Annotated in this window: 13 protein-coding genes; 7 read left to right on the top strand and 6 right to left on the bottom strand. The window is 42.7% G+C overall.

Annotation, left to right across the window (positions count from 1 at the left end; translation table 11 throughout):
• Position 1: 1 nt before the first annotated feature.
• On the bottom strand, positions 2-709 hold the full coding sequence (locus ACFS6H_RS07405) for a hypothetical protein (RefSeq protein ID WP_386096797.1): 708 nt from the start codon (positions 707-709) through the stop codon (positions 2-4).
• Positions 710-1,131: 422 nt separating this feature from the next.
• On the opposite strand from ACFS6H_RS07405, the gene secA reads away from it, so the two are divergent.
• Together secA and ACFS6H_RS07395 are read left to right on the top strand one after the other, a co-directional pair.
• Positions 1,132-4,467, top strand: coding sequence for a preprotein translocase subunit SecA (secA, locus tag ACFS6H_RS07400; protein ID WP_386096795.1), 3,336 nt, complete (start codon positions 1,132-1,134; stop codon positions 4,465-4,467).
• Positions 4,468-5,012: 545 nt separating this feature from the next.
• On the top strand, positions 5,013-6,617 hold the full coding sequence (locus ACFS6H_RS07395; RefSeq protein WP_386096793.1) for a T9SS type A sorting domain-containing protein: 1,605 nt from the start codon (positions 5,013-5,015) through the stop codon (positions 6,615-6,617).
• A gap of 397 nt (positions 6,618-7,014) precedes the next feature.
• Here the strand turns inward: ACFS6H_RS07395 and ACFS6H_RS07390 are convergent, their stop codons facing one another.
• The gene (locus tag ACFS6H_RS07390; protein ID WP_386096791.1) at positions 7,015-8,364 is read right to left on the bottom strand and encodes a sensor histidine kinase; all 1,350 of its coding nucleotides are present in this window, start codon (positions 8,362-8,364) and stop codon (positions 7,015-7,017) included.
• A 182-nt stretch (positions 8,365-8,546) separates the two neighbouring features.
• Here ACFS6H_RS07390 and ACFS6H_RS07385 point away from each other — a divergent pair, with 182 nt between their 5' ends.
• From ACFS6H_RS07385 to ACFS6H_RS07375, 3 genes are all read left to right on the top strand, one after another.
• On the top strand, positions 8,547-9,098 hold the full coding sequence (locus tag ACFS6H_RS07385; protein WP_386096789.1) for a YqgE/AlgH family protein: 552 nt from the start codon (positions 8,547-8,549) through the stop codon (positions 9,096-9,098).
• A 152-nt stretch (positions 9,099-9,250) separates the two neighbouring features.
• A complete protein-coding gene (locus ACFS6H_RS07380) occupies positions 9,251-10,009 on the top strand; it encodes a DUF4197 domain-containing protein (RefSeq protein WP_386096787.1) in 759 nt (252 codons plus the stop codon).
• A gap of 88 nt (positions 10,010-10,097) precedes the next feature.
• On the top strand, positions 10,098-10,430 hold the full coding sequence (locus tag ACFS6H_RS07375) for a YegP family protein (protein WP_386096785.1): 333 nt from the start codon (positions 10,098-10,100) through the stop codon (positions 10,428-10,430).
• Positions 10,431-10,549: 119 nt separating this feature from the next.
• On the opposite strand, the gene atpC is transcribed toward ACFS6H_RS07375, so the two are convergent.
• From atpC to ACFS6H_RS07355, 4 genes are all read right to left on the bottom strand, one after another.
• Positions 10,550-10,807, bottom strand: coding sequence for an ATP synthase F1 subunit epsilon (gene atpC, locus ACFS6H_RS07370; protein ID WP_386096783.1), 258 nt, complete (start codon positions 10,805-10,807; stop codon positions 10,550-10,552).
• 39 nt (positions 10,808-10,846) lie between these two features.
• Complete coding sequence (locus ACFS6H_RS07365; protein WP_386096781.1) at positions 10,847-11,212, bottom strand: four helix bundle protein; 366 nt, start codon at positions 11,210-11,212, stop codon at positions 10,847-10,849.
• A gap of 166 nt (positions 11,213-11,378) precedes the next feature.
• On the bottom strand, positions 11,379-12,878 hold the full coding sequence (atpD, locus tag ACFS6H_RS07360) for a F0F1 ATP synthase subunit beta (RefSeq protein ID WP_386096779.1): 1,500 nt from the start codon (positions 12,876-12,878) through the stop codon (positions 11,379-11,381).
• A gap of 347 nt (positions 12,879-13,225) precedes the next feature.
• The gene (locus ACFS6H_RS07355; RefSeq protein WP_386096777.1) at positions 13,226-13,444 is read right to left on the bottom strand and encodes a hypothetical protein; all 219 of its coding nucleotides are present in this window, start codon (positions 13,442-13,444) and stop codon (positions 13,226-13,228) included.
• Positions 13,445-13,590: 146 nt separating this feature from the next.
• On the opposite strand from ACFS6H_RS07355, the gene ACFS6H_RS07350 reads away from it, so the two are divergent.
• Entirely contained in the window at positions 13,591-13,911 is a 321-nt protein-coding gene (locus tag ACFS6H_RS07350) for a DUF4157 domain-containing protein (protein WP_386096775.1), read from the top strand.
• Positions 13,912-14,016: 105 nt separating this feature from the next.
• Complete coding sequence (locus ACFS6H_RS07345) at positions 14,017-14,625, top strand: OmpH family outer membrane protein (RefSeq protein WP_386096773.1); 609 nt, start codon at positions 14,017-14,019, stop codon at positions 14,623-14,625.
• Positions 14,626-15,236: the final 611 nt, after the last annotated feature.

Raw genomic sequence — 15,236 nt, 5'->3', positions numbered from 1 at the left:
GCTAATCCATTAAAAAAAATGCCTTTCTGGCACTAAACACCTTATTAAACCTGCCGCCCTCGGCAGTGCCGTGCTCAATTTCAGTCTCCTCCTCCTTAAACAGGTCAAGGTATACCGGTCCGGGTGCCAGTTTACCCAGGTCGGTTTTGGTGATCACCAGTTCACCGTTCTTTACCGTATCCACCCGGTTTACACCGCTGTTGGTAAACACTGTATCGGTCAATAAAATGGTCACATAATCTGTTTGCTGCAGGCCATCCAGGTTAATCACCAGGTCTTCCCTTTTGATGGTATCGGGTAAATTATATTTTATGCTAAAGGGTGAGAAGGTAAATTTCTCCGTGTAGGTATTGTTATCATGATCCGTAAAAACAATGGTATGTTCACCCGTAAAAGCTTCCCTGGGTTTCATTATCTCGTAGTACACACCATTCATTTTACTGCTGTCGGCCGTTAATAATACGCCATCCAGGGTCACCTGGCTGGGTGCTGTTAACAATAAAGTAGTACCGTTAGGCCCGGCAAAACGATACTGCAGGCGCAGGATTACATTCTCCGTCTCCTCTTCCCCGGTCAGGTAATAATCAAAGTAAATGGCAGACTGTTTCACATCGGCCCCATTACCTATTTCAGCATTATTACACGCCATTAAAAAAAACATTGCTGTTGCTATCGTTCCCGTCCGTTTTATCCACTGTTTCCACATCATATGCTTGCTTCCTTTGGTGTTAATACGCGAAATGAAAGTTTGTAAGTTAATAAAAAGTAAAATAATGGATTTTGTTAATAGTTAACCGTTCATAGTTAATCGTAGGGAAGTTCAAAAGGTTCAAGGGTTCAAGGGTTCAAGGTTCAGGGTGAACAGGCAGTTAGTAATGACTTCCCCGGGTCATGGATGACTAATTGTTAATTGCCCATTATTAATTGTCAACTGTCATTTGTCCATTGTCCATTATTTTCCGGCTTTGCCGGTTTTCTTTCCCTTCACATAAAAATCAGCTGTCTCGCTGCACTTTATTATCTTTGCGAGCCTGTCAAACTGGCTTATTTTGTTTTTAAGCATTGTTTTTGACAAAGCTAATTGTTAGTATAAAATAATCTCATTAAGCAAATACACACAAAGACGTAATCATGTTTGGTTTTATATCTAAATTATTTGGTGGCAGCAAGTCGGAAAAGGACGTAAAGAAGATTGCCCCCATTGTGGAGAAAATTAATGCACATTTTGCTGCTTACCAGTCCATCAGCAATGATGAATTAAGAGGAAAAACGCAGGAGTTCAGGGCCCAGATCGCTGCCTATTTAAAAGACATTGATGCCGAAATAGCCGCTAAGAATGAAGCTGCCCAGCAGTTGCCCTTTAATGACCTGTTAGGTAAAGATGAGATATACCAGCAGGTAGATAAACTGAAAAAAGAGCGGAATAAAAAAATTGAAGAGATTTTAGAAGAAATACAGCCGGAAGCTTTTGCCGTGGTAAAAGAAACCGCCCGCCGCTTTAAAGAAAACACCGAACTGGTAGCAACGGCTACCGACCTGGACAGGGACCTGAGCGTAAAAAAATCTTATATAAAAATCAATGGCGACCAATCGGTATTTAATAATACCTGGTCAGCGGCCGGTGTTGATGTTACCTGGAATATGGTACACTACGATGTACAGCTGATCGGTGGCGCCGTTTTACACTCCGGTAAAATTGCCGAAATGGCTACCGGTGAAGGTAAAACCCTGGTAAGTACCCTGCCTGCCTATTTAAATGCACTGGCCGGCGAAGGCGTACATATTGTTACTGTGAATGATTACCTGGCCCGTCGTGACCAGGAGTGGAACGGTACCATATTTGAGTGGTTGGGTTTGAAGGTGGATTGTATTGATAAACACCAGCCAAACAGTGAACAGAGAAGACAGGCTTATTTAGCAGATATTACCTACGGTACCAATAACGAATTTGGTTTTGACTACCTGCGTGATAACATGGTACATTCAGCTGACGAGATGGTACAACGCGGACACCATTTTGCGATGGTGGATGAGGTTGACTCCGTTTTAATTGACGATGCCCGTACACCTTTAATTATATCAGGCCCGGTTGCCAAAGGCGATGACCAGCAGTTCCATATTTTTAAAGGCCGTGTACACCAGTTGTTCCAGGAGCAGGAAAAAATTGTTCGCCAGAACCTGAACGAGGCCAAGAAATTATTTGAAAAAGGTGAGGATGACCCTAAAACCGGTGGCCTGGCCTTATTCCGTGCCTATCGCGGTTTACCCAAATACGGCCCGGTAATTAAGTTTTTAAGCGAGCCCGGCGTTAAAGTAAAAATGCAAAAAGCCGAGAACTATTACCTGCAGGATCAGCAGCGTAATATGCATATTGTAGACTCGGAATTACTGTTCCATATTGAAGAGAAAAACAATTCGGTTGACCTGACAGAGAAAGGCCTGAACATGATCACCCGTGGCGCCGAAGATCCTGAATTCTTTATTTTACCTGATATTGGTGTAAAACTGGCCCAGGTAGAAAAAAGTGATGCCAGCGCTGAAGAAAAACAACAACTGAAAGAACAGTTAAGGAACGAATACACGCAAAAGGCCGACCGTATACATACCGTACAGCAATTATTAAAAGCCTATACCCTGTTTGAAAAGGACGTGGAGTACGTGGTAATTGATGGTGCTATTAAAATTGTAGACGAACAAACCGGCCGTATTATGGACGGCCGCCGTTACAGCGACGGTTTACACCAGGCATTAGAGGCTAAAGAGAATGTAAAAATTGAGGCCGCTACCCAAACCTACGCCACCATTACCCTGCAGAACTATTTCCGTATGTACCATAAATTATGTGGTATGACCGGCACTGCCGAAACGGAAGCAGCAGAGCTTTGGAGCATTTATAAACTGGATGTGGTAAATATACCCACCAATATCCCTATTACCCGTAAGGATATGCAGGACATGGTATATAAAACCAAACGTGAAAAATATAAAGCGGTAATTGACGAAGTAGAGAATTTACGGAATGCAGGCCGCCCTGTACTGGTAGGTACCACTTCGGTGGAGATCAGTGAGCTGTTAAGCCGTATGCTGCAGCAGAAAAAAATTCCGCATAGCGTACTGAACGCCAAGCAACATGCCAAGGAAGCCGAGGTTGTAGCCGGAGCCGGTTTGGCTGGTGCGGTAACCATTGCCACCAATATGGCTGGCCGTGGTACCGACATTAAGCTCGGACCTGGTGTGAAAGAAGCCGGTGGATTGGCCATTATAGGTACCGAACGTCATGAAAGCCGCCGTGTAGACAGGCAGTTACGTGGTCGTGCCGGCCGCCAGGGCGATCCGGGCAGCTCCTTATTCTATGTATCACTGGAAGATGACCTGATGCGTATGTTTGGCAGTGAACGTATTGCCAGCATGATGGACCGCTTTGGTTATAAAGAGGGTGATGTGATACAACACAGCATGATCAGTAACAGTATTCAGCGTGCACAAAAGAAAGTAGAGGAAAATAACTTTGGTATCCGTAAGCGTTTGCTGGAGTACGATGATGTAATGAACAAACAGCGTAATACCATTTACGCCAAACGCCAGCACGCCTTATTTGGCGAGCGCCTGGCCCTGGATATTGATAATGCCTTTTCGGTGGTTGCTGAAAACCTGGTAGCCGGTTTCCGTGCCACAGAAGATTATGAAGGTTTTAAACTGAACTGCCTGGTAACTTTTGGTATAGATACCAGGGTAACAGAAGAAGCCTTTAAAAAAGGTGATCTGAATACCGTAATAGACCAGTTGTATGCCGAGGCTACCGAAGCTTATGCCCAACATAAGGACGCATTGAAAAAGAATGCCATCCCGGTATTTAAAAACATCCGCCAGTCGCAACCTGCTCATATTGAAAATGTAGTGGTTCCCTTTACCGATGGCAGCAAAGGCCTGAACGTAGTAGCGCCGCTGGATAAAACCATTGCTACCGAAGGAGAGGAACTGGTAACCTCCCTGGAAAAGACCATTTCACTGGCAATTATTGATGATGCCTGGAAGGAGCACCTGCGCGCCATGGACGACCTGAAACAAAGTGTACAAACCGCTTACCTGGAGCAAAAAGATCCGTTGGTAATATATAAGGTAGAAGCTTTCCAGCAGTTTAAGGATATGGACGCTGAAGTGAACAAGAACATTGTCAGCTTCCTGAACGCCGCACAAATACCTGTAGAACAGGGCCAGGCCCCGCTACAGGAGGCCAAAGTGGAAAAAACCGATTACAGTAAAATGAAGGCCAATAAAGAGGAAATTGATGCGGCCGGTGATGATTATGCAGCCAATGCCAGTGACCGTTTTGACCCCAATACTGATGGCGGAGCGCCTTTAACCAAACAGGAGCCCATTAAAGCGGCGCCAAAAATCGGCCGTAACGAGCCTTGCCCATGCGGTAGCGGTAAAAAATACAAAAACTGCCACGGCCGCGAAGAGTAACTGAAACTTTTATTGATTATATATAGCTCCTGTAAACAGGAGCTATTTTTTTAGCCCTACATACACCTTACACCTTATACCCTACACCCTCCCCTTTTCTACCACCTCCCCGTTCACCCATCCCGCCCACTTCTCAGTAAAAACACTTATTTACTATGAAAACACGGCTTTTTACGTAAAATGGTAAAATCCCCTATTCCTCCGGGTATCGTAATAATCCCCAAACGCCCCTTGTTTTCGTAAAATTACCCTCTTTAAATGGTGTAGTATGGGTTTGAGAATCTCCTGATTTACTCAAAAAACATAGACATATGTCAATAAAAAATGATTTTGAAAAAAATATTAGTTTTTTATTATTTATTAATTAATTAAAAATCAATACTTTATAATAATAGTAAAAAACACAACTATTATCGCAAGTAGTTTTACTATTTGATTACAGTAAAATACGCAATACTTTTGTGTTGTATTACGAAGGAAAACACTAAAAAAACCTAGTAATCCTCATAATACAAATCCGTTTTTTTACCCTATAATTAAGTGATATGAACCCTATTTCTACCCGTATTTTTTTCACACTCGTTAGTGTATTTACCTTAAACCTTTTTATTGCCAACAGCCAGGTTACTTATAATGTAAACGGCAACAGCAATACTTCATATCACCTGAATCCAAATGACAGCTTAATCATCAATGCAGGTACTTATACCGGTAATATTACCAGCTGGAACGCAGGTTCAGTTATCGTAGTAAAAAGCGGTGCTACTTTCAGCCCTAACAGCTATGGCAACCATGTATCTAAAATAGTGGTAAACGGTACAGCTACCATTAAAAACCTGAGCGCTTTAAACGGCTTCAGCCTGGAGAACTATGGTAATACTACTTTTGACGGTAATTGGCAGCAATTAACCGGCAACAGCAAAATAAACAATTACTTCGGTGCCGTGTTAAACTTTACCGGTAATATGTCCTTAAACAACGCTGCTAATGAGATCGTTAACCAGGGTGATATTAATGTAACCGCTAACCTTAATTTTAACAGCGGCAGCAAGATCAATAACAGGAAATCAGTAACAGCCGGTGGTGATATTGCTTTCAATAACGGTGCTTCTATCACCAACATCGGTAAATTCCAGGCCAAAACACTGACCTTCAACAGCGGCAGTACGGTTACTAATAATTGCCGTATGATCGCTACCGGCGAAATTGTTTTAAACGAAAGCACGGTTACCAATACCGGTCTTATCTGGTCATCAAACGCCAGCAACAACTCTAAAATAACCATCAATGCTAATGGTAACCTGAACCTGTCTGGTAACGGTACTATTAAAAGTGTAACTTTTGTAAACAGCGGTGTTATCACAGGTTCAGGTAATATGTACTTTACCGGTGCTACTACTGCTAACGGTACAGTTGGTTCTGCAACAGGTTCGGGCAATATGATCAATGTATTTGATGCTACAAGAACTAACAGCAGCCGCATATTTGATACACAGGGTGCAGGTGTAAATACCAATACGGTTCAGTTTTCTAATGTTCCGGCTCCTGATACCGTTAACACCTTAGCTACCTGTGCTCCTGAAGAAGCTCCTTTACCTTTACCGGTTAAATGGGAATCGTTCAATGTTAACTTAAGCAACAATGTTCCTGTGTTAGACTGGAAAGCTTCATTTGACTACGAAACAAGCTTTGAAATTCAGCGCAGCTACGACGGTATTACTTTCAACACTATTGCGGTTGTATTATCAATTGACAATATCAGAAGCTACCAGTATAAAGACAACCAGGTAAACGCCAACAGCAAAATTGTTTACTACAGGATTAACGGTAAAGAAATCACCGGTGAGTCTAAATTATCTGACACCAGGACTGTACGTTTCAGCAACACTAAAAATGTAAGTCTGCAGGTTGTACCTAACCCTTTTGTAAATCAATTACAGGTTCAATACCAGGCTACTGAAAAAGAAACCATCACTATCCGTGTGATCAACACAAGCGGCCAGGCCCTGGTAACTAAAAATGTAGGTGTGAGCAATGGCTTCAACAGCATCGCGGTAACTGAAGCAGGCAGCTTTGTAAAAGGTGTTTACTTCTTACAGGTGATCAGCAACAATAAAATCATCGCAACAGAAAAAGTTGTGAAACAATAAATCATTCAACAGTGGACGGTTGACACACTAAGCCCCTGCAAAGGGGCTTTTTTATGTCCTTTATTTTATTACATACCCGCTGATAATATAAAACTACGTTCTATAGGTAAAAAGGCAGGAAGACCTATCCTGAAGTGGCAAATAAGGCTAAACAGACCAACATTAAACGCTACCGCTGATAATAGTATATTATAAGCAGGCGAATAACCCTGATAACAAAATACAGCCTAGTAACCTGTAGTTGTATACCCATACCCGGAAAAAGGGTCCGCGATCTTAAATCAGTTATCCCGTATTGACCGTTTAAATGTAGTGTATCGGCCCTCTGTAATAATTAAAGCATTACCAGTACAGGAAACAAGCGTGCTGAAGATTTATGGCCGGCTATATACCGCGTTTATTTTTTAAGGGGAAGTTCTATTGTAAAAATACTTCCTTTACCCAGGGTGCTTTCTACCTTTATCTCACCGTGGTGCGCTTCTATCATGGATTTTACATAACTAAGCCCCAGGCCAAAACCTTTTACATTGTGCAGGTTACCGGTATGTGCCCTGTAAAAGCGTTCAAACACACGTTTTACGGTCTCTTTGCTCATGCCTATACCATTATCTTCAAAACGTAACACGAGTTTTTTACCGGTATTCTGGCTCGATATTTTGATCTGGATAGGAACATTGGTCTTGGAGTATTTTACGGCATTGTCCACCAGGTTATTCACCAGGTTACTAAAATGCACTTCATCGGCTTCAATCAGGTCATTGGTGGCCTGCAGGTTTAATTCAGCCTTACCGTTTTTATCATCCAGCTGTAACGCAAAATTATCTAACACATCCTGTATAATATCGTGTACGTGCAGGGGACTTAAAGCCAGGTCAACCTCCTGTTTTTCCAGCTGCGAAGCTTTTAAAATGGTTTCCACCTGTTTATTCATCCGCAGGTTCTCTTCCTTGATGATGGTACGGAAATAATCAATCTTCTCAGCGTTCTGCAATACCTTTTCGTTTTTCAACGCATCCACCGCCAGCGATATGGTGGCCAGCGGCGTTTTAAACTCGTGGGTCATATTGTTGATAAAATCATTCTTGATCTCCCCTATTTTCTTTTGCTGCAACATGGTGCGCACGGTTACATAGAACGCGGCAATAATAATAAGGGTGAACACAATGGACATTATAATGGGCCAGCGCAGAGAACGTATCACCAGGGCCTTCCAGTCAATGACCGTTACAAATAGTATTTCATTGGAAGTAAGGCTTTCGGATGCCGAGCCGGGTTGCGATATAATGTAAGCGCCCAGTGGTGTATAGTTATTCAGGCTATCGCTGTACGATGCCACAAAGTTGTTGGAAGCCAGTAATATTTCATCCGGCAGATAGGCTTTTACATTCTGGTTGATGATGGCAAAATCAAACTGTAATTTTTTCAGCCCTTTGGCATTGAAGTTCCGGCGGATGATATCGTGCAGTTCTTTAACGGAAAGTTTTGAAGCAAGGGTTTGCGGTTTGATAAAACTGCGGCTAAAACCCTCCAGGAATTGATTGGTACCGCTGGATAAGGGAATAGGTACGTAAGAGGATTTGATCTGGTTCAGTTCCAGGCCGGCATTGATCTTAGCTTCATCCACCTGTTGCTTGATACGGTCCTCGCTTAGCTGGTTCATATTGCTTAACCACGAAAGCTGCAATATAATGATGCCGACAAGCGATAACGAAATAAGGATGATGATAATAGTGAATGTCTTTTTCACGAACCGGTATTTGCTTTAGATGGAAAGATAAAAGTTTTATGTTTATATCCGCTGCCGGAGGCTATAAAATATAGTTTGAACCAAATTACAAAATTAGAGCATTCATACAGGTTTTAAATGGTTTGACTATTGAAGTAAAGTTTTTTAACTTCCTTTTTTAAAAAACATGTTACTTTTAGACTATGAATGAACTGGAAAAAGGTACATTACTGATAGCTGAACCTTTTTTAAAGGACCCCAACTTCCAGCGGACAGTGGTATTGATGTGTGAGCATGATGAGGAGGGTACTTTTGGGTTTGTATTAAACAGGTTGTATAAAAAAACACTGGACGACCTGTTTCCTCCCCTCGAAGGCTTAGATCTTCCTATGTTTTATGGTGGCCCGGTGGAACAGAACAGTCTTCATTTTTTACACCTGTTGCCCGATGATATTCCCGGTGGTGTGGAAGTATTACCCGGTGTATTCTGGAGCGGCGATTACGAAGCCATGATCCGCACCTTACAGGCCGATCGAAAAAAATCAAAACAAATACGTTTCTTTTTGGGCTATTCGGGCTGGAGCAAGGGCCAGCTGGAAGAGGAGATGGAGGAAAAGACCTGGATCACCCTGCCTGCTACAAAGAAACTGATCTTTGACACCGGCCATGCCGTTATATGGCAGGAAGCTTTAAAGACCCTGGGCGGTGAATACCGGCAGATGGTGAATTACCCGGTTGATCCCCGTTCCAACTAACGGCCTTTTATTCACGCTACCTTCCCGCTTTTATAATTTATTTTAAGCTTGTACATTTGCCTGACATCTGTTTGATGTTATTACTCGTCCTTAACTTACCCTCTAGCCGATATTTAATAGTAAAACCATTTTTGAAACTGTAAAAATTACACATGAAACGTCTGTACCTCAGCTGCTTATTAAGTGCGTGCTTATTCTTTTCGTCCTGCGATACCTTAAAACAGATCGCATCGGTTATTATGCCTTCCGAATATGAAATGGCAACCGGCCTGAAAGATGCACTGACACAAGGTTTATTCAGCGGCTTTGACGCTTTTGCCAACCCCAATTCCGGCAACCCGCTGGTTAAGTTTGCCTTCCCCGGCGAAGCGGCCAAGATAGAGAAAACCTTAAACGACCTGGGCATGGGCAATTTACTGAACCAGGTAACCAGCAAGTTTACCAATGCCATGACCTCGGCCGTAGTAGCGGCCAAGCCCATTTTCCTGAATTCCGTAAAGAGTATGAATTTCCGCGATGTGATGAATATACTGGTAACCGATAATACCCGTGCCGCAACCGATTATTTTAAAACGGCCATGTCGGCCTCGCTGATGAGCGCTTTCCGGCCTATTGTAGACAGTACCGTGAACCTGAACGGCGCTAATCGCGAGTGGGCCAATGTTGCCAATATTTACAATAAAATACCTTTAATAGGTAAACCCATTGAAACCAGCTTAACCGATTTTGTATCGGCCAGGGCCATTGATGCCATGTTTTTATCAGTAGCCCAGGAAGAAGAAAAGATACGTACCAAATACGAATTCCGTAAAACCGATATGATGAAGAAAGCATTTGGTTATGCCGAGCAGGAACTGGCCCGCAGAAAACAAAGCCAGGGCGGCACAACCACTCCTACCGGAATAAGGTAGTACCTATAGTTATCTATTGCCCTCTAATACATTACAAAACCACAATAACAACAAGTGTTATTTATTCATTTAAAAATAAATCAATTGTATGGGAAAATTTGTAATTTCTAAACGCACCAACGGTGAGTTTCAGTTTAATCTTTTAGCAGGCAACGGACAGGTTATATTGTCAAGCGAAGGCTATTCGGCTAAAGCCGGTTGTGAGAACGGCATTGATTCTGTTCGCAAAAATGCGCAGGACGATAACAGATTCGACCGTAAAACATCGACCAATGGTAAGTTTTACTTTGCTTTAAAAGCCTCCAATGGCCAGATAATCGGCAGCAGCCAGATGTACGAAAGCGAATCGGGCCGCGACAATGGCATTGCTTCTGTAAAAGAAAATGCCCCTGCTTCACCGGTTGAAGACCAAACAGTATAACACGCAACATATCTCTCACAAAAAGGTTTCCCTGGCAGGAAACCTTTTTTTATGGCCATAAAAAAACTGCTGCCTTATACTAAGGCAGCAGTTCATATATACTTTTATTCTTTACCGCATTAAGCTTCGGTAGCGCCCTCAACCAGTACGGTTACTTTGTTGTTTAATACTTCAACAAAACCACCCTGGATCTGGAAGAAAGCAACATCGTTAAAGCTTTTATCTTTAATCACCTTCAGTTTACCTTCTTTTAAAGCACTGATCAGCGGGGCGTGTTTTTCCAAAACCTCAAACAAACCGCTTATACCGGGTAACTGTACCCCATACACTTCGCCGCTGTAAAGCTTTTTTTCAGGTGTTAATATTTCAAGATTCATTGTTAAGTATTCAGTATTTAGACTTTAGTATTTAGACTTTTACTCGTCATTTCCAAGTGACTTATAAAACGTCAGAACCATTTTATATATCTGCAACATTTCGTCGGTCAAATCATCTTTATTACTTGTTTCCAGGTAATTTAACCGAAACGCAATTTCCACTTGCGTTTGTAGCTCATTGATAGACCCCATTGCTATAGCTAAAAAATACCTGAACTGTTTGTTTGACCCTCTTCCTGCCCCCTCAGCTATATTACTTGGAACAGAAACTGCGCATCTTTGCATTTGCGACAGAAGGCCAAATTGCTCGTTTTTAGGTAAAATAGCAGATAGTTTATAAATGCTAACTACTAAATCCATAGAGCGTTGCCAGATCTTCAGCTCTTTATAATGGTGCATTCCCATAGTATTAGTTTAAATACCAGAATAAGCGTTTTTTTAAGATGATTAGCGATATGCAGTTGAACGGAGCGTCGCAAGGAACGATCAGTCGGTGTTACTGCTGCTTATCTAAAAATAACAACTTTTGTTCTAAATACTTTATACTAAATACTATATACTACCACCCTAATTATCCCTGTGCCTGTGCTAACAGTTTTTTACCTTTCTCAATAGCGTCGTCAATAGTACCTACTAAGTTAAAGGCAGCTTCAGGATATTCGTCCACTTCACCATCCATGATCATGTTAAAGCCACGGATCGTTTCTTCAATGGGAACCAGTACACCTTTTAAACCGGTGAACTGCTCGGCCACGTGGAAAGGCTGTGATAAGAAACGTTGTACTTTACGGGCACGGGCTACGGTCATTTTATCGTCGTCGCTTAACTCATCTAAACCAAGGATGGCGATAATGTCCTGTAACTCTTTATAACGCTGTAACATTAATTTTACACGGTTAGCACAGTTATAGTGTGCCTCACCAACTACTGCAGGCGTAAGGATACGTGAAGTAGAATCCAGCGGGTCAACCGCAGGGTAAATACCTAAGTCGGCAATTTTACGGCTTAATACGGTAGTCGCATCTAAGTGAGCGAAGGTAGTAGCAGGCGCAGGGTCGGTCAAGTCATCCGCAGGTACATATACCGCCTGTACAGAGGTAATAGAACCGTTACGGGTAGAGGTGATACGCTCCTGCATCAGACCCATTTCTGTAGCCAGTGTAGGTTGGTAACCCACCGCTGAAGGCATACGGCCTAATAAAGCCGACACCTCGGAACCAGCCTGGGTAAAACGGAAGATATTATCTACGAAGAAAAGGATATCGCGGCCTTTACCTTGTCCGTCACCGTCACGGTAGTATTCCGCAATGGTTAAACCGGAAAGGGCAACACGGGCACGGGCTCCCGGGGGTTCATTCATCTGTCCGAATACGAAAGTAGCTTTTGAGTCAGCCAGTTCTTTCATATCCACTTTGCTTAAGTCCCAGCCACCTTCTTCCATGCTGTGTTTGAAAGCCTCACCGTATTTCATAATACCGGCCTCAATCATCTCACGCATCAGGTCATTACCTTCACGGGTACGTTCACCCACACCGGCAAATACTGATAAACCTGAGTAGGCTTTCGCAATATTGTTAATTAATTCCTGGATCAATACGGTTTTACCTACACCCGCACCACCAAACAAACCAATTTTACCACCTTTTGCATATGGCTCAATCAGGTCAATTACTTTAATACCGGTAAACAGTACTTCAGTAGCAGTGCTCAGGTTTTCAAAAGCAGGGGGCTGTGCGTGAATAGGACGGCCACCTTCTTTACTTACAGCAGGCAATCCGTCAATAGGATCACCGGTAACATTAAACAAACGGCCTTTAATAGCCTCGCCGGTTGGCATGGCAATAGCTTTGCCGGTATCTACTACTGCGGTACCACGTACCAGGCCTTCAGTACCGTCCATAGCAATGGTACGTACACTGTCTTCACCTAAGTGCTGCTGTACTTCCAAAACCAGTTTATCACCATTTGCTTTGGTAATTTCCAAGGAGTTATAAATTTCCGGAAGAGCACCATCGAACTGAACGTCAATAACGGCGCCGATTACCTGTTTAATTTTACCTGTATTTGCCATATATATAAATAGGTATTTATTTTGGCGGCAAAGGTAAGGGTAGCGGCCTTAATAACGAAATAAGAAATCATATTTTACAATAACGTGGAAAAGAGGTGAATTTTTGCCAGGCCGAAAGCCAAAAGCGGAATGCTTAAAGCGGTATTATAATCATTAGCACATTACCTAATTAACTAATTTACAAAATATTAGGGGCTATCAACAGCAGTAACGCGGCTCAGCGGCAGTTACCTGCTGTTACGGGCTCCGCTATCGCTCCGGTGCTGCACTGCGTTGCGCACCAAGCCCTCCACATCAGGCAGCCCTTCAGCTTTATAACCCTGCTGAACAGGAAAGAAGGCCGAAATTTAAATTTTTATATCCCCGCCGGTAAGTTTTATATACCATTTACGCAGGGTTTCTGTTACCGGGGGCCAGCAAAATCCGAATACAAACCATATCCCCGACCATTGCCAGGGGTAGGCGTCTTTTAAAAAATAATAACAGATAACGGTGCCGGTAATACAGCAGAGTATTCCCGAGATAAAATACCGTTTCCATTTATTGGTAGTACTCAACCATTTCATACCAGGGTGTTTTGTAAGCAATATAACCAATTATAACCGGGTTTTTAGCTTTTTCACCTTCCCCCTTCTGCCAGGGCCATCCCTGCTTTTTAACTGTTTGCGGGTTCATACAACGTTAAAAGCTATTACCGCATCAATAAGTATAGATGTTATCAGTAAAAATCAAGGAAAGGGCCTGGATTGCCTGTATAGCAGCCAGGAAACTCAAAGCCGGGAATGCCGCCATTGTCATAGGCAATACCATCTACCTGTATGGCGTAACCAGGGCCGGCTTTTTAAGCAACCCTGCCTGGCTAAGGCACGAGTTAAAACATGTGGAACAATACCGCCGTTTAAGTATTCCCGTATTTATTATCGTATACCTGTATCAGTGCCTGCGCTTTGGTTATACCAACGCTCCCCTGGAGCTGGCCGCCCGTCAGGCAGAGGCAGATGAAGGGATCACAGGAAACTACCGGATAGCTTAACATCCTGTTTGGTAATACCCTAATACTATGTTAACAGTATCTTAAAGTGACCGTTTCCCCTATCTTTGCCCTCTTTCAATTAATTACTTTGCAAAAAAATTGTGCATGAACAAAGGTTTACTGGCGTTAAATGTTATCCTGCTGGCAGCTGTGGCGGTATTGTTTTATTTACACTTTAGTAGTAAAAAAACGGTTGTCACACAAAAGAAAGTGGCCAATAAAGACTCATTACTGGCAGCAAGACCATTTAGCGTAGCTTATTTTGAAATGGATTCCATACAGGAGAACACACAACTGGTAAAAGATGCCATGGCCGAAATGGCAAAGAAAGAAAATGCCATTAATGCGGAGCTGAACCGTTTGGGTAAAAACTACCAGGACCGTGTTTTATTTTACCAGAATAAATACCAGGGCAAACCCGATATTACCCAGCAGGAAGCCGAAGCCGCTCAAAAAGAGATACAGGGCCTGGAACAAAACATGACCAATCGTAAAAACGCTTTGGGACAGGAGTATGACGAGTTTGTGATACAAAAGAAAATGGCCCTGAAAAAAGCGATCGAGGAATATGTGAAAGAGTACAACGCCCAATACAACTATACCTACATTCTTTCCGATGACCCGGGTCTGTTTTACTTCCGCGATTCCAGCTTTAACGTTACAGCCGATATTATTAAAGGCCTGAACGAAAAATATAAAGCAAATAAGAAGTAGAGGGAGGGGTTGATGATTTAAGATTTTTGATTTAGGAATTGATAGCGATAATATTGCCCCGGGTACATGATGTATCCGGGGTTTGTTTTTTACTGCTTTGCTTATCACACAACAATTCAATCAGCGACAATCAGCGGTGCCCTTCTTCCGCGCCATCTGCGGGAAAAAACCACCGGCTTTTATATTACCCCAGGCACATGATATTATCCGGCGTTTATTTTTACTGCTTTATTTATCACACAACAACCATTCAGCGAAAATCAACGGAGCCCTTCTTCCGCGCCATCTGCGGGAAAAACACCCTGTCTTTATATTGCCCCCGATATATGATGTATCCTGAACTTGTTTTTTTCAGCTTTGTTTATTACACAACAAACAATCAGCGAAAATCTGCGGAGCCCTTCTTCCGCGTCATCTGCGGGAAAAAACCACGGCTTTTAAATTACCCCAGGCACATGATATTATCCGGGGTTTATTTTTACTGCTTTATTTATCACACAACAAACAATCAGCGAAAATCTGCGGTGCCCTTTTTCCGCGCCATCTGCGGGAAAAAACCACCGGTCTTTATAAAGCACTCATTCAAAGCTCATCATCATCATTCATCACTG

Source organism: Terrimonas rubra (assembly GCF_042686025.1).
In the GTDB taxonomy this organism is placed as follows: domain Bacteria; phylum Bacteroidota; class Bacteroidia; order Chitinophagales; family Chitinophagaceae; genus Terrimonas; species Terrimonas rubra.
This window is presented reverse-complemented; position numbering and strand designations above follow the sequence as displayed.

Coding starts and splice junctions, on each gene's coding strand:
- ACFS6H_RS07405 (WP_386096797.1), bottom strand. CDS start 709: ATGATGTGGAAACAGTGGATAAAACGGACGGGAACGATAGCAACAGCA.
- secA (WP_386096795.1), top strand. CDS start 1,132: ATGTTTGGTTTTATATCTAAATTATTTGGTGGCAGCAAGTCGGAAAAG.
- ACFS6H_RS07395 (WP_386096793.1), top strand. CDS start 5,013: ATGAACCCTATTTCTACCCGTATTTTTTTCACACTCGTTAGTGTATTT.
- ACFS6H_RS07385 (WP_386096789.1), top strand. CDS start 8,547: ATGAATGAACTGGAAAAAGGTACATTACTGATAGCTGAACCTTTTTTA.
- ACFS6H_RS07380 (WP_386096787.1), top strand. CDS start 9,251: ATGAAACGTCTGTACCTCAGCTGCTTATTAAGTGCGTGCTTATTCTTT.
- ACFS6H_RS07375 (WP_386096785.1), top strand. CDS start 10,098: ATGGGAAAATTTGTAATTTCTAAACGCACCAACGGTGAGTTTCAGTTT.
- atpC (WP_386096783.1), bottom strand. CDS start 10,807: ATGAATCTTGAAATATTAACACCTGAAAAAAAGCTTTACAGCGGCGAA.
- ACFS6H_RS07365 (WP_386096781.1), bottom strand. CDS start 11,212: ATGGGAATGCACCATTATAAAGAGCTGAAGATCTGGCAACGCTCTATG.
- atpD (WP_386096779.1), bottom strand. CDS start 12,878: ATGGCAAATACAGGTAAAATTAAACAGGTAATCGGCGCCGTTATTGAC.
- ACFS6H_RS07355 (WP_386096777.1), bottom strand. CDS start 13,444: ATGAAATGGTTGAGTACTACCAATAAATGGAAACGGTATTTTATCTCG.
- ACFS6H_RS07350 (WP_386096775.1), top strand. CDS start 13,591: ATGTTATCAGTAAAAATCAAGGAAAGGGCCTGGATTGCCTGTATAGCA.
- ACFS6H_RS07345 (WP_386096773.1), top strand. CDS start 14,017: ATGAACAAAGGTTTACTGGCGTTAAATGTTATCCTGCTGGCAGCTGTG.